Here is a 23,417-nt window from a genome sequence, read left to right as displayed (position 1 = left end):
GGAAATCATGACAGGGCCGTGCCGTGGCAGCACGGCGGGCACACCGCCGACACCGACCTCATCGACCTCTGCCGCCGGGACCACCGGCTGAAAGACGAACCCGGCTGGACCTACCACCTAGCCTCTGACGGCACCCTCACGATCACCACTCCCACCGGACAGCGCCACGACAGCACGCCTCCGCCGCTTCACGAACCCCGCCCGGCAGCCGACGAACCACCACCGTTCTGAGCCGTCGCCGGAAAACGGCCACAGCCCACCGCTCGAAGACTCCACCCACGGTCGGACCCCGCAAATCGACCCCTGACCCGATCCGCACACCCACCGCGACCGGCACGCTCACAGGCATGGAAACCGACCATGTCTTCCCCGGCCGCCGCACAGCCGCGGTCTCGATGATCCTCGGCCCGGTCCTGCTGCTCACCGGGACGCTGTTGCGATCACGCTTCAACTTCTTCTTCCCCGACCAGCTGAAAGCGATGAGCGAGCATCCCGCGCTGATGACGGCCGCGTACACGTGTTTCCTGGCGGGCAACGTCGTGTTGTGGCCCGCGATCGTCGCGCTCGCCACGAAGATCGGCCGTACCAGGCCGGCGTTGGCCGCCTGGGGCGGCTTGTTCGTCCTTTTCGGACTCTTCGAGCGGGCCTTTCACGCCGGGATCGACCAGGCCGCCCTCAGCCTTGCCGAACGACGCGGAGCCGGATTCGCCGAGAGTGTGGTCAGCGAGTCGTACCAGGATCTGCATCTGTTCAGTTTTCTGTCGTTCACGATCATGTTCGGCTGGTACGTGCTCGCGTTCGCCGCTTACCGGGCGAAAGTACTCGGCATCGCCGGGTCGATCGGGATGGCGACGATGGGACTGCTGCCGCTGGGTGTTTTGAAGGGCACCGAAATCGTGTCGATCATCGGTACCGCCGGACTTTGTCTCGCGTTGGTTCCGGCCGGTGTCCGCGCATTACTGGAAAGTCCCAAACCGAGCCGCCGGACGGTGTTGTTCGCGGCGATCGCCGTTCCCGTTTTGGGCGGCCTCGCCTTCGCCAGCGCGCTGGGCTGAGCTCAAGCCAGCCGTGCGGACGCTTTCCTGTCACCGGATTCGTGTTCGTGCCCCGCCGGGAGGCAGCTCATCAGCAGTACGACACCGACAGCACCGAGAAGCATGTGCCCGGCGAGGATGCACAGCCCACAGAATCCGATCCACAATGAGATCTTCATTCTCAGAGGGTAGGGCGGTTCCCGGGGAATGAGCCCGAACTTGGGAAAGACTTAAGGTCTCCTTTGGGAAAAGGGTCTGTCCGGCGTACGCGCGTAAAACACCACCAGCGACACCGTCGCGGCCAGGAAGACCACCTGCATCAGGCTCCGCGGCACCAATTCGTCCATCGTCGAGGTCACCGGACCGTGCAGGGCCTTGTACACGTTCGCCGGGAACATCCCCAGCAGCAACAGCGTCAGCCCGGCGGACGCCCACGGCGCGGTGCGCGACCACAGCACTCCCGCGGCGCCCGCGAGTTCGAGGACACCGGTGACGGTGACCAGCAGCCCCGGCGCGGGCAGCGCGGGCGGCACCATCGCGACGAGTTCCTCGCGCATGCCGATGAAGTGCGCGAGACCGGTGGTGACGAACAGCGCCGCGACACCACCGCGCACGGCCACCGGCCAGGGCTTGAAGCGCCGGACGCCGAAGACGCCCAGCAGGGACAACGTCGCCGTGACGGCGATCAGCATCAGTACGGGTACGAGACCGGGATCCATGACCATGTCCTCCCAAAGAGCAGCGAATCTTTCCACTGACAAGATGCGCTGTTGCAGGCCATCTTGTCAATGACTAGATTCATCGTCATGAGTCCCTACCACCACGGCGACCTCCGCCGGGCCGTGCTCGACGCCGCCGTCGCGGCCATCACCGAACACGGCCCGGCCGGAATCAGCCTCCGCGACCTCGCCCGGCGCGCGGGGGTCTCGCACGCCGGGCCGGTGCACCATTTCGGCGACAAGGCCGGGGTGCTCACCGCGCTGGCCGCCGAGGGGTTCGACCTGCTCGCGGACGCGCTCGCGGCCGAGGGCGAGCGGGGCTTTGTCGAGGTCGGGGTGGCGTACGTGCGTTTCGCGATCGAGCATCGTGCGCATTTCGAGGTGATGTTCCGCCCCGAGCTCCACCGCGAGGACGACGAGGCGCTGACCGCGGCCCGTGACCGCGCGGGGACCCTGCTGACCAGCGGCGCGTCGTCGGTCAGCGACGACGCGATGGCGGGGGTCGCCGCGTGGTCGTTGATGCACGGGTTCGCGAACCTGTGGCTCACCGGCGCGCTGCGCGCCGAGCTCCAGGAGGATCCGGACACCGCCGCCCGCGCGATCGCCCGGATCCTGTTCCCCTGATCAAACCTGCGCGGTGGGCATCACGGTGACCTGCTGGAGGTTCACCCGCGCCGGGAGCGAGGTCAGGAAAGCCACGGTCTCGGCGACGTCCTCCGGCTTCAGCCAGGTGAGCGTCTCGCGCACGCCGTCCAGCCACTCCAGCGCGCCCGCGTCGGTGACGTGCCCCTGCAGTTCGGTCTCGACCAGACCCGGCTCGATAGCGGCGACCCGCACGCCCTTCGGGCCGAGGTCGGCGCGAAGGTTCTTCGACAGGTGCGTCACGTATGCCTTCGAAGCGACGTACACGGCGAAGGACGGGAAGACGGCCTGCGCGCCGATGGACGAGGTGTTCACCAGGTCCGCGACGCCCTTTTCGGCCGCCGAAGCGACCAGATGCGGGACGAAGGCGCCGATGGCGTTCATCAGACCCGTCATATTGACGTCGATCATGCGCTGCCAATCGCCGGTGGCGAGTTCGTCGATCGGCGCGGCCAGCATCACGCCGGCGTTGTTGAACAGCAGGTCCGCGCGGCCCAGTTTCGCTTCGACCTCGGCCGCGGCGGCCCGCATCGCCTCGGCGTCGGCGACGTCGGCCGCGAGCACGAGCGCGGTGCCGCCGTCCCGTTCGATCTCCTTGGCCAGTGTTTCCAGCCGGTCGGCCCGGCGGGCGACGAGCGCGACCGCCGCACCGGAGGCGGCGAGCCGCCGAGCGGCCGCTTCGCCGATCCCGCTGGACGCTCCGGTGACGACGGCGACCCTGTTCGCGTGCGGTGCCGGGGAATTCGTCATCTCTGTTCCTCCTAAGTGGACTCGGGTGATGAGTCCAGAAAACCGGGCCACGCGCGGAGATGACACGGTCTGTCCAGCCTGGGTCCGGCAGTACCAGTCAGGCCGCGCACGGAACTGTTACGTGCTCATCGAGTTCCGCGGACACGGACCGGCCACCGTGATCCGCATGCGAATCCGATCCCTCGCGCTCGCGCTGACCCTGATGACGGCGACCGCCGCCCCCGCGGCGGCCGTCATCGGCGGCACCGAGTCCACCACGCCCTACGACTTCATGGTCTCGCTCCAATACGAGGCTCCCCGCCCGGACGGTCATCGGTGCGGGGCGGTGCTCATCGCCCCGCAGTGGGCGGTGACCGCCGGCCACTGCGCCAACACCCCGAACGGCGCGACGGCGGGCGTCCCCCGCGGCTGGAAGGTCCGCGTCGGCTCGCTGGACACCACCTCCGGGGGCGAGGTCACCGAAGTCGACAAGTTCTACCGGCGCCACCTCTCCTACAACCCGCCCGGCGAGGACATCGCGCTGCTGCACCTGCGCGAACCGGTGCGGGCCAAGCCGATCCGGCTCGCCGCGAGCTCCCCTGCCGTCGGAACGCCCGTGCGCATCCTCGGCTGGGGCGCGGCTTCGACCGGCTGCGGCGACTTCGCCGACCCGAAGTGCTACCCGAGCAAGCTGCGTGAAGCGGACACCGAGGTCGTGCCGCTCGACCGCTGCTGGGACGACGACGGGCACACCCTGCCGTTGTGCGTCGGCCGCACCGATCCGCCGGTCGGGCCGGGGATGACGGATTCCGGCGGCCCCGCCCTGATCCGTTCGGGTGATGGCTGGGCGCTGGCGGGGACGGTCATCGGACCGGGTATCCGCGGCTCCGACTTCCCCGACATGTACACCGACGTCGCGAAGAACTCGGCCTGGATCGACGGCATCGTGACCGGCACCGACGTCCCGCCGGACGACCCCGGCCCGAACGTGGAGGGCACCGCCGCGGTGGGCGACTGCGTGGGCGCGGTGGTGCGCCCGGCCTCCGCGCGTCCCCACGATTCGGCACTGGTGCTGACCAACGGCCATTGCGTGCCGAGCGGACGGCCCGCACCGGGGAAGGCCCTGGTCGACCGGCCCGCCGACCTGCCCCGCCCGGTCACCATCGCCGGCCGGGACGGCTATCCGAAGAGCAGCGCCAATGCCACCCGATTGGTGTACGCGACGATGACCGGCACCGACATCGCGCTGTACCGGCTGAACAAGACGTACGCACAGCTGGCCAGGGAAGGCGCGAAGGTCTTCCGGCTGACCACCACCCCGATGCGCGCCGGAGACCGGCTGCTCATGTCCTACTCCAGCGGCCGCCCGCAGTGCACGATCGAGGCGGTGGTGCCGCACCTGCGCGAGGCGGGATACCAGCAGGACGACGCGGTCCGTTACGCCCAGAGCGACACCTGTGTGAGCAGGCCCGGCGCCTCCGGCTCGGCGCTTTTGTCCCTCGACGGGAATACCGTGATGGGCGTCAACAACACCCACAACCGGGACGGTGGGCGATGCACCGAGGGCAACCCGTGCGAGGTCGGCCGGGACGGCACCGTGACCGTGGTGCAGGGCCGCGGCTACGGCCAGCAGGTCCATCGGATCTCGGCCTGCCTGACCAAGGGCGCACGGCTCGACCTGTCCCGCCCCGGCTGCCGTCTGCCCGCCTGACCTGCGACGAAATGCGCGGAAAGAAAAAACCCGGAAAGATCGCCGTCGCTGTCGAATCGGCGGGTCGCCCTTCGTATAGGGAGTGAAAGTCCGCACGAACGAGGAGGACGCCATGACCCAGTACCTGATCAGCCTCTACCACCCCGACGGCCCCCTTCCGCCGCCGGAGTTCCTCGAGCCGGTGACGCGCAAGATCCAGGCGCTCAACGACGAGATGAAGACCGCGGGGGTGTGGGTGTTCGCCGCGGGCCTGCACCCGCCGACCACCGCGACCGTGCTGCGGGCCTCGGAGAACGGTCAGATCGCGACGCTCGACGGCCCGTACCTCGAAGGGAAGGAACATCTCGGCGGTTTCACCATCGTCGAGGTGCCGGATCTGGACGCCGCGCTCGACTGGGGCCGCCGGATCGCCGAGATCACCTATCTCCCGGTCGAGGTCCGGCCGTTCCAGGGTGTGGAAGACCCTTCGTGCGTGCCCTGACCTCCGAAGACATCGGCCGGGTCTTCGCACAGGAGTACGGCCGCGCGGTATCCGTGCTGGTCCGCGTCTTCGGCAGCATCGACATCGCCGAAGACGCGGTCCAGGACGCCTTCGCCGAGGCGGTGGACCGTTGGCCGTCCAGCGGTCCACCGCCGAGCCCGGCGGGCTGGATCATCACGACCGCCCGCAACAAGGCCGTCGACCGCCTGCGCCGGGAAGCCGCGCGCGACGACAAGCACGCCCAGGCCGCGCTGCTCAACGCGGACAGCGAACCAGTGGAGGAGGGCCCGGTGCGCGACGATCGCCTACGCCTGATCTTCACCTGCTGTCACCCCGCGCTGGCCGTCCCCGCGCAGGTCGCGCTGACGCTGAAACTGCTGGGCGGCTTGACCACCGCCGAAATCGCGCACGCGTTCTTCGTCCCCGAGACGACGATGGCCCAGCGGCTGGTGCGCGCGAAGGGCAAGATCCGCGACGCGAAGATCCCGTATCGCGTCCCCGGCGACGCCGACCTGCCGGACCGGCTGCGTTCGGTGCTCGCCGTGATCTACCTCGTGTTCAACGAGGGATACACGGCCAGCTCGGGTGAGCGGCTGGTGCGGGAGGACCTGTGCGCCGAGGCGATCCAGCTCGGCAGGCTGCTGGCCGGCCTCATGCCCGACGAACCGGAGGCCACCGGGCTGCTGGCGCTGATGCTGCTCACCGAATCGCGCCGTGCCGCCCGCACCGGTGAAGACGGCGACGTCGTGCTGCTGGCGGAGCAGGACCGATCGCTTTGGGACCGGGCGCTCATCGCCGAAGGACAGGAGCTGGTCCGCGCCTGCCTGCGCCGGAACCAGCCGGGGCCGTATCAGATCCAGGCGGCGATCAACGCCGTCCACAGCGACGCCGCCGACACGGCGAGCACCGACTGGTCGCAGGTCGTCGAGCTGTACGACCTGCTGCTCGCGATGAATCCGACGCCGGTCGTGGCGCTCAACCGGGCCGTCGCGGTCGCCGAGATACGCGGCCCGGCGAAGGCGCTCGACGTGATCGACGCCCTCGACCTGGAGGGATACCACCTCTACCACGCCATCCGCGCCGACCTGCTGCATCGCGCGGGCCGTACGACGGAAGCCGCCGAGGAGTACGAAGAGGCGATCCGGCAGGCGGGCAACAGCGCCGAACGACGGTTGCTGGAACGAAAACTGGCCGTGCTCAGTCGTTGATCAGCCGCGCCGGGCCGGGTCCCTTCGCGGCGAGGAAGTCGCCGGGGTTCACCAGCACGCACTGATCGAAGGACAGGCAGCCGCAGCCGATGCATTCGGTGAACCGGTCCCGCATGCACTCCAGCTGCTCGATGCGCTTGTTCAGCTCGGCGCTCCAGCAGGCCGAAGCCCGTCGCCAGAACGCGTGATCCGGCGCGGCGCCCTCGGGCAGGAAGTCGAGTACGCCGCCGATCACCTCGAGCGGGATGCCGAGATGATGCGACGCGCGGATGAACGCGACGAGGCGAAGCGTGCTCCGGGGATACCGACGCTGGTTTCCGCTGGTCCGCCTGCTGCTGATGAGGCCCTGGCGTTCGTAGAACCGCAAGGCGGAGGTGGCGACACCGCTGCGCCGCGACAGCTCCCCGATGGTGAGTTCGGCTGGGAGCTCGGACATGCCCGTGATCCTAGCTTGACTTGAACCCTTGTTTAAGTTCGATGCTGGAGGCATGACAGTACAGGGGACCTCCGAAATGACCATCCACAAAGGACATTGGCCGACACCCGACGACGCGACCGTCGTCGTGGCGCGGGAATGGCCGGACGCCGACGCGGCACGGGCGGCGTACAAGAGCCACGAAGGGCTCGTTTCCTTCACCGCGTACGAAGGCATCGACCACGACGGCGCCTTCACTTACGAGCAGTGGACCAGCGAAGAAGCCATCCAAAACCTGGACGGCGCGCCCGTGTTCCACCTCTACCGCGGCCACCGCGGCGAAGGAACGCCAGGCTGCCTCGTGATCGTCTCGGTCGAGTTCGAAGGACCCGACGAGCGGCGGCAACGCGACTGGATCGACCTCGTCTTCGAAGCGCTGGCGTCCGAACCCGCGCATCCCAAAGGCGGGATCTCGGGGTACTTCCACGTGAGCACCGACGGGACCCGCGTGCTGAACTACGCCGAATGGGTCAGCGCCGAAGCCCACCTCGCCGCGCTCGCGGCCCCTGGCGCCGACGGCATCGGGACGACGGACGCGTGGAAGAAGGTGCAGACCTACCCGGGGATGTCGGGCGGGTCCGTCAAGCGGTACCGCCCGGTCTTCTCGGCGGTGGCGGCATGAAGCCGATCCTGGTCGCCGGTGCGACGGGCAACGTCGGTTCGCAGGTCGTCGCCCGGTTGCGGGAGCGAGACGTCCCGGTCCGGCCGCTGAGCCGGAACCCGCCGCCGGACGGCGTCCGCGGCGACCTGGCGAAACCGGAAACCATCGCGCCGGCGCTCGACGGCGTCGACACCGTGTTCCTGATGCTCTCCGGCGCCGCCGAGGCCCTGGTCCCCACGGTGTCGCTGCTCGGGGAACGGGCGAAGCGGGTGGTGTTCCTTTCCTCAGGTGCCGTCGACGATTCCCTCGCGGAGCAGGAGAACGCCATCGGCGCCTGGCATCGCACCGTCGAGGAGGCGATCGAAGCCGCGGGCGTGGAGTGGACCTTCCTGCGGCCGCACGCGTTCGCGACCAACACCCTCGGCTGGGCACCGTCGATCCGCGCGGACGGCGTCGTCCGCGGCGCGTACGGCGAGGCGTCGATGCCGCTGATTCACGAGAAGGACATCGCCGCGGTGGCCGTCGAAGCGCTGACCGGCGACGGGCACGCGGGGGCGAAGTACACGCTCACCGGCACGCGGCCGATCACGCAGGCCGAACAAGCCCGCATCATCGGCGAGGCCGCGGGCCGTCCGGCGCGCTGGGAAGAGATCCCGCTCGGCGAAGCACGTGCCGCCCTGCTCACCAAGATGCCGGACTTCGTCGTCGACACGATGCTGACCGGATTGCGGGAACTGGTGACGAAACCGGGCGAGGTCACCTCGACCGTCCAGGACGTCACCGGCAGGCCGGGACTGGACTTCGAGGTCTGGGCCGCCGATCACGCCGCGTCGTTCCGCTAAACTCGGCTTCGTGTCGACACCGGTTCATGCCGCGGTGGTCCACTAACCGCCGTTCCTGACCACACCCCACGGAGCCCACGGGGTCTCTTCGCCGCGGGCGAAAACAGGAACGGAAACCATGAACCCCCTGTCCACAAAGGACGGTGGTCGGCGCTGGCTGACCACCGTCGGCACGAAACGCCCCGAACGCCTCGCCGACGTCGACGATCGCATCACCGCCGACGAGGCGTTCCGGCTCGCCGTGTCCGGCACCGGACTCGTCTGGTACGGCGACTTCCCCGGTGCGCGGAACCTCCTCGCCGCGATGTCCCGGCGATGCGGCACGGCGGCCGGGAAACCCTTTCCGGACCAGCGGAACCAGCGGTCACGCCGGGCGCGGATCCTCGGCAGGCTGCTGGTCCCGCTGGATCCGGGCCATGTCCTGCCGTTGCGCCGCGGGCCGGACGTCCGCGAGGCCTGCGCCGAGGTCTACGGGCCGTCCGAAACCGCGTCGCTGGTCTCCTTGCGTGAACTGCTCGGCGTCGTCGGCGCGCACGAATGGCGCGTGAAGGGCGTCGAGATCCCGGCGCTCGGCGCGAGGATCCACCTGCACCACGGGGTCTTCTCCCCCGTCCGCGGCGAGTACGTCGATCTGGTGGCGAGAACTCCTTTGCCTGCCAAGGAACTCGCGTTCGACATCGGCACCGGCACCGGCGTGCTCGCCGCGGTCCTCGCCCATCGGGGCATCGAACGCGTGGTGGCGACGGACAACGAACCCCTCGCGCTCGCTTGCGCGCGGGAGAACTTCGATCGCCTGGGTTACGACGGGATCGAAATCCTCGAGACGGACGTGTTCCCGCCGGGCCGCGCACCGCTGGTCGTCTGCAATCCGCCCTGGCTGCCCGCCCGCGCGCACACCCCGCTCGAACGCGCCGTCTACGACCCGGGAAGCCGGATGCTGAAGGCGTTCCTCGACCGGCTGCCGCGACACCTCGAACCCGGCGGGGAGGCGTGGCTGATCCTCTCGGATCTCGCCGAACTGCTGGGCCTGCGCCGTCGCGAGGAACTCCTCGACCTGTTCGAGCGGTCCGGTCTCGAAGTGCTGGGCAGGGAGGACATCCGGCCGAGGCATCGACGGGCCGACGCGAAGGAGGTGACCTCGCTGTGGCGGCTCACAACCCGAGCAGCGCCCGTGCCTGACTGATGAACACGCGGGCGGCGGGGCTGACCGGCCCCTCCGTCCGCCAGGCCAGCGCCAGTTTCGCGCGCAGCCCGGCCGGCCGCGTGATCTTCATGGCGTGCAGTTTCGTGTAGTGCGTCGCCAGCGACATCGGCACCACGGCGACGCCGAGCCCGCGCCCGACCAGTTCGGCGACGACGTTCGGATCGCCCGCCTCCAGCGTCACCCGCGGCTGCGCGCCGTCGGCGAGGAACGCCGCGTCGACGATCGCGCGCATGCCGGTGCCCTTCGGCAGGCTCACCAGCGACCGGCTTTCCAGCTCCGACAACGTGATCGTGGCCTGACCGGTGAGTGGATCCTCCGGACCGGAGATGGCGACCAGCGGCTCGTCGAGGACGACCTCGAGGCCGATCCCCGGCGGCGGTTCGCCGGAGACGCCGATCAGCGCGACGTCGAACCGGCCGTCGGCGACGCCCGCGAGCAGGACGTCGGAGGTCGCCTCGGCGAGCGTGATGTCGACGGCCGGATGCCGCTCGTGGAAGCGCGCGAGCAGATCGGGCAGGTTGACCGGCCCGCGCGAGGACACCATGCCCATCGCGACCTGGCCGCGGACCAGGCCGGTGAGATCGTCGACCGCCTGCCGCACCCCGGCGACGGCGACGAGCGCGGCCCGCGCGTGCGGGAGCGCGGCGGCGCCGACCTCGGTCAGCCGCACCGCCCTGGCCGACCGGTCGAGCAGCGGCTGCCCGAGTTCGCGTTCGAGGCGGCGGATCTGGGCACTGACGCCGGGCTGCGCGACGTGCAGCCGTTCGGCGGCGCGGGTGAAGTTCGCTTCCTCGGCCACCGCGACGAAGTATTCGAGCTGGCGCAGTTCCATAACCGATGATTCTAGTTACCAGACAAACCAGATCTTGGACTTCTGGCCGAATCGAGATCACGCTGGTCTCATGACCACGATGCTCCGCTCCGGCGACCCCGATTACGACACCGAACTCGCCGGTTTCCAGACCGCAGTGCCCCGCCGTCCCGATGTCATCGTGCCCGCCGCTTCGGCCGCCGACGTCGTCGAGGCCGTCCATCACGCCGCCGAGCACGATCTCCCGATCGCCGTCCACTCGACCGGGCACGGCTTAGGTGTCCCCTTCGAGGGCGGCGTCCTCGTCACCACCCACCGCATGACCGGGATCCGGATCGAAGACGGCGTCGCACGGGTCGACGCGGGCGTGCGCTGGGGTGCGGTCATCGAGGCGGCCGCGAAGCACGGGCTCGCGCCGCTGAGCGGTTCCTTCCCCGGCGTCGGCGTCGTCGGGTACACCCTCGGCGGCGGGTTCAGCCTGCTCGGCCGCAAGTACGGGCTGGCAGCCGACCAGGTGACCGCGATCGAGGTCGTGACCGCCGACGGCGAACTCCGACGCGCCACCCCGGACACCGAAAGCGACCTGTTCTGGGCGCTGCGGGGTGGCCGCGACAACTTCGGGATCGTCACCGCGCTGGAGTTCCGGCTCGTCCCGGTCACCCGGCTGTACGGCGGGAGCCTGCAGTTCGGCACCGCGTCGCTGTCCGCGGTGCTCCACGCCTGGCGCGACTGGGCGGCGGACCTCCCGCGTGAGATGACGTCGTCGCTGGGCATGGTCCCGATGCCGGACCTGCCGATGGTGCCCGAGCCGCTACGCGGGCAGCACGTCGCGCAGATCCGGATCGCCTATCTCGGTGACGCCGCCGAGGGCGAACGCCTGGTCGCCCCGCTGCGCGCCGCCGCCCCCGTGCTGGGTGACACGCTCGCCGAGATCCCGTTCACCGAATCGGGGAAGATCGCGAACGAGCCGCCGTTCCCGCACGGCTACCGCGCCGACAACGCCACCGTGTCCGAACTGGACGACACGATGCTCGACGCGATCCTCGAACACGCCGGCCCCGGCGCCCCGGTGCCGACCGTCGTCCTGCTGGACCTGCTCGGCGGCGCGCTGTCCGACCTGCCCGAGCACCCCGGCGTCGGCTGGGACCGTGAGGCCCGCTTCACCGTCCGCGCACTGTCCGTAGTGGACGACGCGGGCATGGCCGGGATCAAGGCGGCCCACGGGAAGCTGTTCGACGCGCTGAAGCCCAAGTCGACCGGCAAGCTCCTGACCTTCGTCTACGGCGACAGCGGCGCGGGCGACGAGGCGGCCAAGGTGTACTCACCGGCCGATCTGCGGCGGCTCGCCGAGGTCAAGGCGGCCGTCGATCCGGCGAACCGGTTCCGGCTGACCCATAACGTCGAACCCGCGCGTGACGCTGGGTGATCTCCGAAATCCGCTGGTAGGAGGCCCCCATGCGGGGCGAAGGCACAGTGGGCGGGGCCCGTATACTTCCGGGCCGATACCGCCATTAGGGGGCACTGTGCGCACTTTGGACCATGACGAGTTCCTCGCCATGCGTCGGTTCCCCGCGCTCGACGGGCTGCGCGCGATCGCGGCCACCATCGTGATCCTCTTCCACTTCGCGGGTCCGAAGTGGAGCTGGCTGTCCGGCTGGGTCGGTGTCTACATCTTCTTCGTGCTGTCCGGTTTCCTGATCACGACGCTGCTGCTGCGTGAGCAGGACCGGACCGGCCGGATCTCGCTTTCGGCGTTCTACCTGCGGCGGGTGTTCCGGATCCTGCCGCCGTACCTGGTGATCCTCGGCGGGATCATCGTGTTCGTGTGGCTGCGCGGGGAGTTCTTCACCCGCGAGTTCCCGCACGCGCTGAAGTACTACCTGACCTTCTTCAACGAGTTCTTCCCCGCCAGCAGCCCGAACGGCCCGGACAACTTCTTCAGCGGCTCGTGGACGCTGGGCATCGAGGAGAAGTTCTACCTGTTCTGGCCGTTCCTGCTGGTGGTCGCGGGCGCCGTCGGGCTGGCCGCGGCCTGGCGCAAACTCGCGCTGGCGATCGCCGCGTTCGCGCTGATGGCCGGGCTGGTCGGGGTCACCAGCGGCTGGGTGCTCAACGGGCCGCAGGTGCCGATCTACCGGTCGACCGTGCACTACGCGATCCTGCTGATCGGCTGCGTGCTGGCGATCGCGATGCACTACCGGCGGTCCTACGCGGTGATCAAACCGCTGACCCATCCGCTCGCGGCGATCCCGGTGTTCGGCGCGTTCGCCGTGCTGCACGTCAACATGGAAAGCCTGTGGTGGGAGACCGGCAGCAACCTCGGCCTGCTGATCGCCTACGGCCTGCTCTCGGCGATGCTGCTGGTGGTGCTGGTCTCGCCGGGGCCGCTTCGCTGGCTGCTGGCGACGAAGGTGATGCGGTTCGTCGGTGAGCGCTCGTACTCGCTCTACCTGCTGCAGGGCCCGGTGCACTTCGCCGTGGTCGCGGCGATCCCGCCGCTGGGCGAGCACCGGATGATCAGCGCGCTGACCGTGTTCGCGGTCGGGCTCGCGATCGCGGACCTGATCCACCGCTGGGTGGAGCAGCCGATGATCCTCACCGGCAAGAAGCTGATCGCGCGCCGCCAGGAGCGCAAGGCGCTGCGCGCGGCCGAAGCCGAACTCAAGCGGCCGGACGCCGTCGAAGCCCCGAGCGGCGCGCGCTGACCCCTCGCGTTTCGTCCTCTGAATGCGGTAGTTGCACGCGCAAGTACCGCGTCTGTACAGCTTGGTCGTGAGTGGCGTTTCGGGTTCTAAGCCGAAACGCCACTCACGAGGACACGGCACGCACTCACGTGATCGAAGCCGGAACTCGCGTGATTGAAAGCGGAACTCACGTGATCAGCGGCGGAACACGCGAGTGCGGCCTCCAGTCACGCGAGTTACGTCCCTGATCACGCGAGTCACGCCTTGGCTCACACCGCGCGCCTGTGCTCCTAGTCCGTGAAGGCTCCTTTTGCCGCATCAGACGCGGTGAAGGGAGCCTTCAGCCCACGCACGATCGGCCGCCCCCGGCGGCGCGCGCCGAATCAGCGCGAGATGGTGACGATCGGGATCACCCGGTCGGTCTTCTGCTCGTACTCGGCGAAGCCCGGCATCATGCTGACCATCTTCGCGTACAGACGGTCACGCTCGGCGCGGTCTTCCAGGACGACGGTCGCGGTCGCCTCGAACTTCTCCGTGCCCACCTCGATGGTGACCTTCGGGTTCGCGACGATGTTGTGGTACCAGGCCGGGTTCTTGTCCGCCCCGGCGTACGACGCGGCGACGACGTACTTGCCGTCCTCCATCGCGTACGCGAGCGGCGACGTGCGCGGTTCGCCGCTCTTCGCCCCGATGGTGGTGAGCAGCAGCAGCGAGCCGCCCTCGAACGGGCCGCCCACCTTCCCCTCGTTCTCGCGGAACTCCTTGATGATGTTCTTGTTCCAGTCGAGTGCTTCGGACATGTCTTCCTCCAGTGTCGATCTCTCCGCCGAGGCTACTCAGCCTTCACGGGCCTTGCGGCGCTGCTCCTCGGCGCGCTCCCGGCACTTGCGGAGGAACTCTTCGTCGTCGGCCGCGCTCGTCGCGGCGAACCGGCCCGGCCGGTCGTACTCCGGGAACGCCGGCGTCTCCCTTTCGTACCGTCCGCGCGGCGCGCGGGCGGCGTGCTGCGGACGCCCGGCGACCAGCCAGACGATCGAGCCGATCAGCGGGACGATCAGCACCAGCAGCAGCCACATCCCCTTGGGCATGTTGCGGCACGATCCCTCGTCCGTGGTGATCACGTCGACGATGCAGAAGATCCACAGACCGAGCGTGAGAACGCCGAAGAAACCATTGAAATACAGCATCGAAAGACTCCCCAGTTCCAGATGACCGGGGTAAGTCTTAGCACAGCAGGGCGTCGAGAATTCCCGCGGCCACTTGCCGCGCCGACGCTTCCCCTGGGCATTGTTTCGGCCCTGCTCCGAACGGATGCCCCGACAGGTCCACCTCGACCACTTCGCCGCCGACCCACCGCCGGGTGATCCGGACCGGCGGATCCTCGCGCAGGACGCGGTCGAGCAGGCTTTCGACGTCCTCGCCGGGCCGATGGGCGCCCAGCGCCTTGCCGAGCAGTTTGGCCGTCGCGTCGCAGGCCTGCACGAGAAGCCCGATGCGCGCGGCCGTCCGCTCGTCCGCGTCACCGCCGCAGACCTCGACCAGCCTGCGCATGGCTTCTTCGGCGTCGGCATTGATTTCCGTATGCGGGTGATAGGCGGCGGAAACCGCCGCGATGTCGCGGGAAACGTCGGGCAGGCCGAGTTCCGCGCCCAGTACGGCGACCGGAACCCGCTCCACCTCGTCCCGCATCGCCTTGGCGAGCGCGAAAGCCTTGTCCCGCAAGGACCCCATCGGCGCCAGCTCGGTGAGCACGAGTGCCCGCCGCCGCGCGTGGTCCTCCGGGCGGCTGAACCGGGCGACGTTCGCGCGCAACCACCGGACGCCACCCGGCTCGACGTCCTGGGGCACCGGCGGAACGGGGGCTTCGATCAGGGGATTCTCCATACCGTGACGCTAAGTGCGGAACGCTTCGGTCACGGCCGAAACATGAGCTCATCGTCGTTGTATGGTGACCGGGTGACGGCCGTGTCGGAGGCAACCGAAGTCGACGGCGCGGGGCGAACGGCGCAACCGCGCCAGTTGATCGTGACCGTGTACGGCCTCTACTCGCGCGGCGAGGGCGGCTGGCTCTCCGTCCGTTCCCTGATCGACCTGCTGGCCGGAGTGGACGTCGAGGAACCGGCCGTCCGGTCGTCGATCTCCCGGCTGAAGCGGCGCGGAATCCTGTCCGCGGTGCGCCGCGACGGGGCCGCCGGATACGAGCTTTCCGAGACCGCGCTGGCGATCCTGCGCGAAGGCGACGAGCGGATCTTCCGCCGCGAACGCGCCACCCCCGGCGACGGCTGGCTGCTCGCGGTGTTCTCCGTCCCGGAGGCCGAGCGGCACAAAAGGCACGTTCTGCGCACACAACTGGCCCGGCTCGGCTTCGGGACCGCGTCTTCCGGCGTCTGGATCGCGCCCGCGCACCTACGGGACGCGACGTCCGACATGCTCCGGCGGCTCGAACTCGAGGGCTACGCCGATCTCTTCCACGCCGAGCACCTCGCGTTCGGCGACGTGCGGGAGAAGATCCGCGAGTGGTGGGACCTCGACCAGCTCGAAGCGCTGTACACCGCCTTCGTCGACGAGCACGCGGCCGCGCTGCGGCGGTGGCAGCGGCGCAAGACCACGGACGAGGCCGAAGCGTTCGCCGACTACGTCCGGGTGCTGACCGACTGGCGGCGCCTGCCCTACCTCGACCCGGGCCTGCCCGCCGAGTTGCTGCCGCCGGGCTGGGCCGGGATCCGGGCCGCCGATCTGTTCTTCACCCTGCACTCACGGCTGGGCGAAGCCGCGGCCGCGCACGTCTCGCGCACCCTGCCCTAGACGACCGCGAAGCCCTGCACCTCCACCAGCGCCTCCACGTCCCAAAGCCGGCTGACGCCGATCCCCGCCATCGCGGGGTACTCACTCCCGGCCAGCCTCTTCCACACCGCGCCGATCTCGCGCGCGTGGGCCCGGTAGTCGTCCATGTCGACGATGTAGATGGTCACGCTGCACAGGTCCGACGGCTTCCCGCCCGCCGCGCGCAACGCGGTGAGCAGGTTGGACAGTGCGCGTTCGAACTGCTCGACCACGCCGTCGCCGACGATGCGGTTCTCCTCGTCCAACGCCGTCTGACCGGCGAGGAAGACGAACCGGCCACTCGCCGCGACGGCGTGCGAGAAACCGGAGGGGCGGCCGAGCTCGGGCGGGTTGATGCGCTCCATACGGGTCAGCATATCCCGTATCGTTGACGGTCGTACATACCGCGACATACCCTGAGCGGCGTGCGTATCGCGGTGTTAGGCGGCGGCCCGGCGGGGCTCTACTTCGCCACGCTGGCGAAACAGCTCCATCCCGATCACGAGATCACCGTCTGGGAGCGCAACGCGCCCGACGACACCTTCGGGTTCGGGGTGGTGTTCTCCGACGAGACACTCGGCGGCATCGAGCACGCCGATCCGGTGATCCACGCGGCCATGCGCCGGGAGTTCGCGCGCTGGGACGACATCGACGTCCACTTCCGCGGCACGGTGCACACCTCCGGCGGGCACGGGTTCGCCGCGATGAGCCGCAAACGGCTGCTCGGCATCCTCCAGGAACGCTGCGCGGAGCTCGGTGTCGACGTCCGGTTCCGCGCCGAGGCGCCGAGCGCGGCCGAGGCGAGCGCCGAGTACGACCTCGTCGTCGCGGCGGACGGCGTCAATTCGCCGACCCGCAATGCCTTCGCCGAGAGCTTCCGGCCGAGCCTCCAGACCAGGCGCTGCAAGTACATCTGGCTCGGCACGGACCTCGTCTTCGACGCCTTCAAGTTCCACGTCCTGGAAACCCCGCACGGGATCATGCAGATCCACGGCTATCCGTACAGCGACACCGCGAGCACGTTCATCCTCGAACTGCACGAGGACGTCTGGCAGCGCGCGTTCGGTGAGATCGCCGCCACGTCACTGGCGCCGGGCGAGAGCGACGAGAAGTCGATCGAGGTCATCCGCGAGCTGTGCGCGGACGTCCTCGGCGACCATCAGGTGTTCGCCAACAATTCGAAGTGGACCGCCTTCGCCACCGTCCGCTGCGCGAGCTGGCGGCACGAGAACGTCGTCCTGCTCGGCGATGCCGCGCACACGGCGCATTTCTCCATCGGTTCCGGCACGAAGCTCGCCATGGAAGACGCCCTCGCGCTCGCCGCCTGCTTGCACGAACAGTCCGATATGGACAGTGCGCTGGCAGCCTATGAGGCGGAACGAAGGCCGGTCGTCACCTCGACCCAGCGCGCCGCGCAGGCGAGCCTCGAATGGTTCGAGAACCTGGGCCAGTACACCCACCAGGATCCGGCGCAGTTCGCCTTCAACATCCTCACCCGCAGCCGCCGCGTCACCTACGACAACCTCCGGCTGCGCGATCCCGAGTTCGCCGCCGAGCTGGACAGCTGGTTCGCGTCCACTTTGGACTCCGAAGTCCGGCCACCGATGTTCCAGCCGTTCCGCATCGGGAACCTGGACCTGCCGAACCGCGTCGTCGTCTCGCCGATGGACATGTACTCCTCCGAGGACGGCGTCCCGACCGACTTCCACCTGGTACATCTGGGCAGCAAGGCGCTCGGCGGCGCCGGGCTGGTGATGACGGAGATGGTCTGCGTCTCCGAAACCGGCCGGATCACCCCGGGTTGCGGCGGCCTGTACACCGAAGAACAAGAACGAGCGTGGAGGCGGGTCACCGATTTCGTCCACGGGCACTCGCCCGCGAGGATCGGCGTCCAGCTCGGCCATTCCGGGCGCAAGGGCTCCACGAAACTGATGTGGGACGGCATCGACCAGCCGCTCCCCGAAGGCAACTGGGAGGTCTGCGGCCCGTCCGCGATCCCGTACAGCGAAGCGAACCAGACCCCGCGCGAACTCACGGCCGCCGAACTACAAGAGATCCGCGACCAGTTCTCGGAGTCCGCCCGAGCGGCCGCGCGCGCTGGGTTCGACCTTCTCGAACTGCACTGCGCGCACGGCTACCTGCTGTCGTCGTTCCTGTCCCCGCTGACCAACCGGCGCACCGACGAGTACGGCGGCTCACTGGAGAACAGGCTGCGTTTCCCGCTCGAAGTCTTCGATGCCGTCCGTGCCGCGTGGCCCGCCGAGCGGCCGATGACGGTCCGCATCTCCGCGACCGACTGGTACGACGGCGGGATCGACGTCGACGACGCCATCGAGATCGCCCGCGCGTTCGCCGAACACGGCGCGGACGGCATCGACGTGTCGACCGGACAGGTCGTCAGCGAGGAGAAACCCGAGTACGGCCGCAGCTACCAGACGCCGTACGCCGACCGGATCCGCAACGAGATCGGCCGCGAGTACGGGATCGCGGTGATCGCCGTCGGCGCGATCTCCTCGTACGACGACGTCAACTCGCTGATCCTCGCGGGCCGCGCGGATCTGTGCGCCCTCGGCAGAACCCACCTTTACGATCCACAGTGGACATTGCACGCCGCCGCCGAGCAGGGCTACCCGATGCCGTGGCCGAAACAGTTCGCGGCGGGCAGCCGGAAACCGCAGGGCGGCCGCACCGACGGGCCGAAACCACGGCTGGAACTGCTGCGCTCGGGAGAACCCGGCACCGCGCACGCCCGCTGGCGACCTGGGAGCGACCGATGACCGCCTTCGCACTGAGCCCCGAACAGCAGGCCTTCGCCGAAGAAGTCCGTCGGCTGGGCGCGGAAAAGCTCCGTCCGCTGGCCGAATCCGGCACCGAAGGCGCGGTCAACCGGCCGCTGCTCAAGGAAATGGGCGCGCTGGGCCTGCTCGCCCGGCTGTTCCCCGGCGTCGACGGCGGCAGTCCGAGCCGGGAGGCCGCCGCGACGGATCTCTGCATCCTGCGGGAATCGCTCGCGAGCCAGAGCACCGAAGCCGAGACTGCGTTGGCGCTGCAGGGTTTGGGCACGTATCCGGTGCTGCAATCCGGGCAGGACTCGCAGGTCGCGAAGTGGGTTCCCGCCGTGGCCGCGGGCGACGCCGTCGCCGCTTTCGCGCTCACCGAGCCGAACGCGGGTTCGGACGCGGCCGCGCTGGAACTAGCCGCCGAGCCCGACGGCGACGGCTGGCGGCTCACCGGCGAGAAGATGTGGATCTCCAACGCCCCCGAGGCCGATTTCTACAGCGTTTTCGCCCGCACCACCCCGGAAGCCGGGTCTCGTGGGGTCTCCGCGTTCGTCGTCCCCGCCGACCGGGCCGGGCTGTCGGGCGAGCACCTCGACCTCGTCAGCCCGCATCCCATCGGCACCCTGGTCTTCGACGGCGTCCGAGTCGAACGTGACGAACTGCTCGGCGAGCAGGACCGCGGCTTCGGCGTGGCGATGCGGACGCTCGACCTGTTCCGGCCGAGTGTCGGCGCGTTCGCCGTCGGGATGGCGCAGGCCGCGCTCGACGCCGCCGTCGCCCACGCCCAGACCCGGGTCGCGTTCGGCGGGCCGCTGCTGAAACAGCAGACCGTGGCACACACCCTCGCCGAAATGGCGACCCGCACCGAAGCGTCACGCCTGCTCGTCTACGCCGCGGCCGCCGCGTATGACGCGGGCGAGCGGAACCTCGCCGGCCGGGCCGCGATGGCGAAGCTGTTCGCCACCGAGACCGCGCAGTACGTCGTCGACTCGGCCGTGCAGATCCACGGCGCCCGGGCGCTGCGGCGAGGACATCTGCTCGAACACCTCTACCGGGAGGTCCGGGCGCCGCGGATCTACGAGGGCGCGTCCGAAGTGCAGCGCACGATCATCGCGCGGTCGCTGGCTTCTTCCTAGCCGGACGCCGGTCGAGGTGCCACTGCGCGGCGAACAGGACCAGCGTCGTGCTCACCCAGGCCGAGATCGCGGCGACCGATTGGGTCAAGGCCAGTTCGCTTCCGCCGAACGTGGTCTCCAGCTGCGGCTGCAACGTGATCAGCGCGATCGGCCCGGCCAGCCTGCTGACGATGATCGACATGGTCAGCGCGAAACTGCGGACCATCCAGCGACGGTGATCGGCGAACCGGCGCTGCCGTGCCGCGTGCCAGCCGGCGAACGTGCACCCCAGCCACAGCACCCCGGCCACGACGTTGGCCACCCGCGTCGCCGGGCCGAACGGGCTCAACGAGCCGACGGTCAGCGCCATCGATCCGGCCGGGAGGACCCCCGCGAAGACGTACACGCGGCCGAGCTTCCGGTGCACCGCCGGGTACTTCGCCCGGAACCACGGCCAGATCTGGAGCAACGCGGAGATCATCGCGATCGAGCCGAACAGCACATGCGCCGAAAGGAACCAATAGTGCGACGTGAACCCCGGCGGCTGCGGCACCCGCGACTGCGACGGGTCCAGCGACAGATACGGCGGCATCGAAAAGGCCAGGAACACCACGACGATGACGGCCATCGGCGCTATCCAAGGCCTTCGCCACCACGTTTTCCGCGGCGCCGTCTCCGGCCGATCACGACGTTCCAGCCTGACGGTCATCACTATCCCCCACGTTTCCGGTACCGGCGAAGAACTTTCGCTGCCGAACCTAGAACGCGGGGCGTGGCGGAAGAATGGAGCGGGCCGCCGGTTCGATGGTGGAGCGGACCCTACCGCCGGCTGCCGCGCACCCGGTGGACGACGTCGCGGTAGGCCAGGCCGCTCTGCTTGATCGTCCGCGCCTGCGTCTCGCGATCGACCCGGACCAAGCCGAGCCGTTTCGCGTAGCCGTACGCCCATTCGAAACCGTCCAAAAAGGACCAGGCGAAATAGCCGCGGACGTCCGCGCCCGCCTGCCGGGCCGCGGCCGTGGCGGCGATATGCGCGGACAGGTACGCGGCGCGGTCGTCGTCGCGGACGAACCCCGTCTCGTCGGGGACGTCGGCGAACGCGGCACCGTTTTCGGTGACGTAGAGCGGCAGGTCCGGGTAATCCCGGCTGACGCGGACGAGCAGTTCGGTGAGCTTGTGCGGCAGGATCTCCCAGCCCAGCGCCGTCGACGGCGCCCCGAACGGCACCTTGCGGAACGCGGGCAACCCGAAATGCTCCACCGCGTCCCCGTTCTCCTCCACGCCGGAGTACCGCGTTCCGAAGTAGTAGTCGACGCCGAGGAAATCGAGCGGTGCCGCGATGATCGACGGATCCCACGGCTCGGACGGCAGGCGGATGCCCTGGCGCGCGAGGGCCTCGAGGACGTCCTCCGGGTACCGGCCGTGTACCAGCGCGTCGAGGTAGAACCGCGTCCCGAGCCCGTCCTCGAAGCGGGCGGCTTCGCGATCGGCCTCGCTGGGCGTGGCCGGGTCGGCGGTGCTCAGGTTGAGCGTGATGCCGAATTCCGTGCCAGGTTTCGCGAGCTCCCGCATCCGCCGCACGGCGAGCCCGTGGCCGAGCAGCAGATGATGCGCCGCCGCCATCCCCGCCTTCGCGTCCCGGCGGCCGGGTGCCATCACGCCGTGGACGTACCCGTGCATCGCCGTGCACCACGGCTCGCTCAGCGTGGTCCAGTGGCGGACACGATCGCCGAGCCGCTCGAACACGAGCATCGCGTAGTCGGCGAACCGGACGGCGGTGTCACGCGCGGGCCAGCCGCCCGCGTCTTCGAGATGCTGGGGCAGATCCCAGTGGTACAGCGTCAGCCAGGGATCGATGCCGTTGTTGAGCAGTTCGTCGACCAGCCGGTCGTAGAAGGCGATGCCGTCGGGGTTGACGCCGCCGCGTCCGCGCGGCTGCACGCGGGGCCAGGAGACGGAGAAGCGGTAGGTGTCGACGCCGAGTTCCTTGATCAGCGCGATGTCGGCGGGCATCCGGTGGTAGTGGTCGCAGGCGATTTCGCCGGTGTCACCGTTGTCGACCGACCACGGCGACCGGGCCCAGGTGTCCCAAATGGACGGTGTTCTTCCGTCTTCGGCGACCGCGCCTTCGATCTGGTACGCCGAGCTGCCGACCCCCCACCGGAAGTCCGGCGGCAAGGAGCCGATGAGCTCGTCCTCCCCCGTCATGGCCCTCTTCCCGCCTTATTTCACCAGTTGATACATGGCGGAGGCTAAGGTCGTGGGGCATCCTGGAAAGGTCCGCCGCCATAAGATGGGTATCCGCATGCCTGCCAAGCGCACCACCGTCCGTGACCTGCGGCGGCACAACCGTTCCCTCCTCCTGTCGAAACTCTACTTCGACGGCCCGCTCAGCCGCCACGAATTGAGCGGTCTGACCGGTTTGAGCGCCGCGACCGTCAGCAACGTGACCGCCGAACTCGGCGAAGAACGCCTCATCGTCGAAGCCGGTCTCGTCGAGTCCGATGGCGGCAGGCCGCGCGTGCTGCTCCGCGTCGATCCGGCGTACGGCCACGTCGCGGGCGTCGACATCGGCGAGACCGGGGTGAAGGTCGAGCTGTTCGACCTCACCATGAACCGGCTCGCCACCGTCGAGCATCCGCTGGCCTCCCCGCGTCCGGACGCGGCCGCGGCGGTCACCCAGGTGGCGTCCGGGCTCCGGGAAGTGATCGCGGAATCGGGGATCGACGAGGCGACCGTGCTCGGCGTCGGCGTCGGGGTCCCCGGCACCGTCCAGCAGGGCGAGGCGCTTCGCGTGCACGCGCCCACCATCGGCTGGAAGGAGGTCCCGCTGGTCGACCTCCTGCGCGCGGAGGGTGTCGAGCTGCCGCTGTTCGTCGACAACGGCGCGAAAACCCAGGGACAGGGCGAAATGTGGTTCGGCGCCGGCCGCGGCGCCCGGCACGCGGTGATCGCCCTGATCGGTTCCGGGGTCGGCGCTGCCGTGGTCACCGACGGCACCACGTACCGAGGCTCCACCAGCAGCGCGGGCGAATGGGGCCACACGACGATCGTCTACGGCGGGCAGGAATGCCGCTGCGGGGCACGCGGTTGCCTGGAGTCCTACGTCGGCGCGGAGGGCGTCCTCGCCCGCTATCGCAAAGCGCGCGGCGGAAAGACGGCATCGGACGAAGACGAGCAGACGCAGTTCGCGGCCCTGCTGGAGTCGGCGGGCAAGGCCAAGGCCGCGGCCAAGGTACTGGAAGAGACCGCGGGTTATCTCGGCGCCGGCATCGGCAACCTGATCAATCTGTTCAATCCGGAGCGGATCGTGCTGGGCGGCTGGGCGGGGCTCGCCCTCGGCGAGCACTACCTGCCCGAGATCCGGCGGGTGGCGGGCGAGCACGCGCTGGCGCACGTGTTCGACCAGACCGAGATCGAGCTCGGGCAGCTGGGGCCGGACGCCGTCGCCATAGGAGCCGCCACCCTTCCGGTCGCCGCCCTCCTGGAGCAGGGCGCGGACCCGCGGACGGCCGGATCGAAGCGGGGCACCGCCGCCTGACCTTAATTCGAGGTCGA

25 protein-coding genes and 1 pseudogene are annotated in these 23,417 nt (G+C 69.4%); 15 read left to right on the top strand and 11 right to left on the bottom strand.

Features of this window, described 5'->3' with window-relative positions:
* Together AVR91_RS43530 and AVR91_RS18040 are read left to right on the top strand one after the other, a co-directional pair.
* Positions 1-231, top strand: a pseudogene (locus tag AVR91_RS43530) (HNH endonuclease); the annotation flags it as partial.
* A gap of 116 nt (positions 232-347) precedes the next feature.
* A complete protein-coding gene (locus AVR91_RS18040; protein WP_063277414.1) occupies positions 348-1,055 on the top strand; it encodes a hypothetical protein in 708 nt (235 codons plus the stop codon).
* A 2-nt stretch (positions 1,056-1,057) separates the two neighbouring features.
* Here AVR91_RS18040 and AVR91_RS43175 read toward each other — a convergent pair whose 3' ends face one another.
* Both AVR91_RS43175 and AVR91_RS18035 read right to left on the bottom strand, forming a co-directional pair.
* The gene (locus AVR91_RS43175; RefSeq protein ID WP_158077407.1) at positions 1,058-1,213 is read right to left on the bottom strand and encodes a hypothetical protein; all 156 of its coding nucleotides are present in this window, start codon (positions 1,211-1,213) and stop codon (positions 1,058-1,060) included.
* 51 nt (positions 1,214-1,264) lie between these two features.
* Positions 1,265-1,759, bottom strand: coding sequence for a DoxX family protein (locus AVR91_RS18035; RefSeq protein WP_063277415.1), 495 nt, complete (start codon positions 1,757-1,759; stop codon positions 1,265-1,267).
* Positions 1,760-1,840: 81 nt separating this feature from the next.
* On the opposite strand from AVR91_RS18035, the gene AVR91_RS18030 reads away from it, so the two are divergent.
* Positions 1,841-2,377: a TetR/AcrR family transcriptional regulator gene (locus tag AVR91_RS18030; protein WP_063277416.1), complete on the top strand. Its 537-nt coding sequence runs from the start codon at positions 1,841-1,843 to the stop codon at positions 2,375-2,377.
* On the opposite strand, the gene AVR91_RS18025 is transcribed toward AVR91_RS18030, so the two are convergent.
* The gene (locus AVR91_RS18025) at positions 2,378-3,145 is read right to left on the bottom strand and encodes an SDR family oxidoreductase (RefSeq protein ID WP_063277417.1); all 768 of its coding nucleotides are present in this window, start codon (positions 3,143-3,145) and stop codon (positions 2,378-2,380) included.
* A 166-nt stretch (positions 3,146-3,311) separates the two neighbouring features.
* Between AVR91_RS18025 and AVR91_RS18020 the strand changes: the two genes are divergently transcribed.
* The 3 genes from AVR91_RS18020 (at position 3,312) to AVR91_RS18010 (ending at position 6,524) form a co-directional block, all read left to right on the top strand.
* Entirely contained in the window at positions 3,312-4,835 is a 1,524-nt protein-coding gene (locus AVR91_RS18020; protein ID WP_063277449.1) for a trypsin-like serine protease, read from the top strand.
* A 112-nt stretch (positions 4,836-4,947) separates the two neighbouring features.
* A complete protein-coding gene (locus AVR91_RS18015; protein ID WP_063277450.1) occupies positions 4,948-5,316 on the top strand; it encodes a YciI family protein in 369 nt (122 codons plus the stop codon).
* The gene (locus tag AVR91_RS18010) at positions 5,304-6,524 is read left to right on the top strand and encodes an RNA polymerase sigma factor (RefSeq protein ID WP_063277418.1); all 1,221 of its coding nucleotides are present in this window, start codon (positions 5,304-5,306) and stop codon (positions 6,522-6,524) included. The genes AVR91_RS18015 and AVR91_RS18010 overlap by 13 nt, the downstream gene beginning before the upstream one ends.
* Here AVR91_RS18010 and soxR read toward each other — a convergent pair.
* Positions 6,514-6,960, bottom strand: a complete 447-nt coding sequence (gene soxR / locus AVR91_RS18005; protein ID WP_016337418.1) for a redox-sensitive transcriptional activator SoxR — start codon at positions 6,958-6,960, stop codon at positions 6,514-6,516. The genes AVR91_RS18010 and soxR overlap by 11 nt on opposite strands.
* A 52-nt stretch (positions 6,961-7,012) precedes the next feature.
* On the opposite strand from soxR, the gene AVR91_RS18000 reads away from it, so the two are divergent.
* The 3 genes from AVR91_RS18000 to AVR91_RS17990 all read left to right on the top strand — a co-directional run bounded on the left by AVR91_RS18000 (position 7,013) and on the right by AVR91_RS17990 (position 9,625).
* Positions 7,013-7,621, top strand: coding sequence for an antibiotic biosynthesis monooxygenase (locus tag AVR91_RS18000; protein ID WP_228708100.1), 609 nt, complete (start codon positions 7,013-7,015; stop codon positions 7,619-7,621).
* The gene (locus AVR91_RS17995; protein WP_063277420.1) at positions 7,618-8,442 is read left to right on the top strand and encodes an NAD(P)H-binding protein; all 825 of its coding nucleotides are present in this window, start codon (positions 7,618-7,620) and stop codon (positions 8,440-8,442) included. The genes AVR91_RS18000 and AVR91_RS17995 overlap by 4 nt, the downstream gene beginning before the upstream one ends.
* A 118-nt stretch (positions 8,443-8,560) precedes the next feature.
* Positions 8,561-9,625, top strand: a complete 1,065-nt coding sequence (locus AVR91_RS17990) for a methyltransferase (protein WP_063277421.1) — start codon at positions 8,561-8,563, stop codon at positions 9,623-9,625.
* Here the strand turns inward: AVR91_RS17990 and AVR91_RS17985 are convergent.
* A complete protein-coding gene (locus tag AVR91_RS17985; RefSeq protein ID WP_063277422.1) occupies positions 9,594-10,478 on the bottom strand; it encodes a LysR substrate-binding domain-containing protein in 885 nt (294 codons plus the stop codon). The genes AVR91_RS17990 and AVR91_RS17985 overlap by 32 nt on opposite strands.
* A 70-nt stretch (positions 10,479-10,548) precedes the next feature.
* Between AVR91_RS17985 and AVR91_RS17980 the strand changes: the two genes are divergently transcribed.
* Both AVR91_RS17980 and AVR91_RS17975 read left to right on the top strand, forming a co-directional pair.
* On the top strand, positions 10,549-11,883 hold the full coding sequence (locus AVR91_RS17980) for an FAD-binding oxidoreductase (RefSeq protein ID WP_063277423.1): 1,335 nt from the start codon (positions 10,549-10,551) through the stop codon (positions 11,881-11,883).
* A 97-nt stretch (positions 11,884-11,980) separates the two neighbouring features.
* Positions 11,981-13,162: an acyltransferase family protein gene (locus AVR91_RS17975; protein WP_063277424.1), complete on the top strand. Its 1,182-nt coding sequence runs from the start codon at positions 11,981-11,983 to the stop codon at positions 13,160-13,162.
* A 362-nt stretch (positions 13,163-13,524) separates the two neighbouring features.
* Here the strand turns inward: AVR91_RS17975 and AVR91_RS17970 are convergent, their stop codons facing one another.
* From AVR91_RS17970 to AVR91_RS17960, 3 genes are read right to left on the bottom strand one after another with little or no spacing between them, the layout of a single operon-like run.
* Complete coding sequence (locus AVR91_RS17970; RefSeq protein WP_016337425.1) at positions 13,525-13,941, bottom strand: nitroreductase family deazaflavin-dependent oxidoreductase; 417 nt, start codon at positions 13,939-13,941, stop codon at positions 13,525-13,527.
* A gap of 36 nt (positions 13,942-13,977) precedes the next feature.
* Entirely contained in the window at positions 13,978-14,328 is a 351-nt protein-coding gene (locus tag AVR91_RS17965) for a PLDc N-terminal domain-containing protein (RefSeq protein WP_016337426.1), read from the bottom strand.
* 37 nt (positions 14,329-14,365) lie between these two features.
* Positions 14,366-15,025, bottom strand: a complete 660-nt coding sequence (locus AVR91_RS17960) for a nucleoporin Nup120/160 (RefSeq protein WP_063277425.1) — start codon at positions 15,023-15,025, stop codon at positions 14,366-14,368.
* Between the two features lie 72 nt (positions 15,026-15,097).
* On the opposite strand from AVR91_RS17960, the gene AVR91_RS17955 reads away from it, so the two are divergent.
* Positions 15,098-15,946, top strand: a complete 849-nt coding sequence (locus AVR91_RS17955; RefSeq protein WP_063277426.1) for a PaaX family transcriptional regulator — start codon at positions 15,098-15,100, stop codon at positions 15,944-15,946.
* Here AVR91_RS17955 and AVR91_RS17950 read toward each other — a convergent pair.
* Complete coding sequence (locus AVR91_RS17950) at positions 15,943-16,341, bottom strand: RidA family protein (protein WP_016337429.1); 399 nt, start codon at positions 16,339-16,341, stop codon at positions 15,943-15,945. The two genes, AVR91_RS17955 and AVR91_RS17950, sit on opposite strands and share 4 nt — an antisense overlap.
* A gap of 48 nt (positions 16,342-16,389) precedes the next feature.
* Here AVR91_RS17950 and AVR91_RS17945 point away from each other — a divergent pair, with 48 nt between their 5' ends.
* Both AVR91_RS17945 and AVR91_RS17940 read left to right on the top strand, forming a co-directional pair.
* The gene (locus AVR91_RS17945; protein WP_063277427.1) at positions 16,390-18,741 is read left to right on the top strand and encodes a bifunctional salicylyl-CoA 5-hydroxylase/oxidoreductase; all 2,352 of its coding nucleotides are present in this window, start codon (positions 16,390-16,392) and stop codon (positions 18,739-18,741) included.
* Positions 18,738-19,880 carry an acyl-CoA dehydrogenase family protein gene (locus AVR91_RS17940; RefSeq protein ID WP_063277428.1) on the top strand — a complete coding sequence of 381 codons (1,143 nt, stop codon included), beginning with the start codon at positions 18,738-18,740 and terminating at the stop codon, positions 19,878-19,880. The genes AVR91_RS17945 and AVR91_RS17940 overlap by 4 nt, the downstream gene beginning before the upstream one ends.
* Here AVR91_RS17940 and AVR91_RS17935 read toward each other — a convergent pair.
* Positions 19,852-20,487 (bottom strand): DUF2306 domain-containing protein, encoded by a 636-nt coding sequence (locus AVR91_RS17935; RefSeq protein ID WP_083737619.1) that lies wholly within the window; start codon positions 20,485-20,487, stop codon positions 19,852-19,854. The genes AVR91_RS17940 and AVR91_RS17935 overlap by 29 nt on opposite strands.
* A gap of 191 nt (positions 20,488-20,678) precedes the next feature.
* Positions 20,679-22,067 carry a GH1 family beta-glucosidase gene (locus AVR91_RS17930; protein ID WP_063277429.1) on the bottom strand — a complete coding sequence of 463 codons (1,389 nt, stop codon included), beginning with the start codon at positions 22,065-22,067 and terminating at the stop codon, positions 20,679-20,681.
* Between the two features lie 85 nt (positions 22,068-22,152).
* Between AVR91_RS17930 and AVR91_RS17925 the strand changes: the two genes are divergently transcribed.
* A complete protein-coding gene (locus tag AVR91_RS17925) occupies positions 22,153-23,400 on the top strand; it encodes an ROK family transcriptional regulator (protein ID WP_016337434.1) in 1,248 nt (415 codons plus the stop codon).
* The last annotated feature ends 17 nt before the right edge of the window (positions 23,401-23,417 follow it).

It is taken from the genome of Amycolatopsis keratiniphila subsp. keratiniphila (assembly GCF_001620365.2).
Classification (GTDB): domain Bacteria; phylum Actinomycetota; class Actinomycetes; order Mycobacteriales; family Pseudonocardiaceae; genus Amycolatopsis; species Amycolatopsis keratiniphila.
The sequence above is the reverse complement of the archived record's forward strand: the minus strand, read 5'-3'. Positions and strand labels throughout refer to the sequence as shown.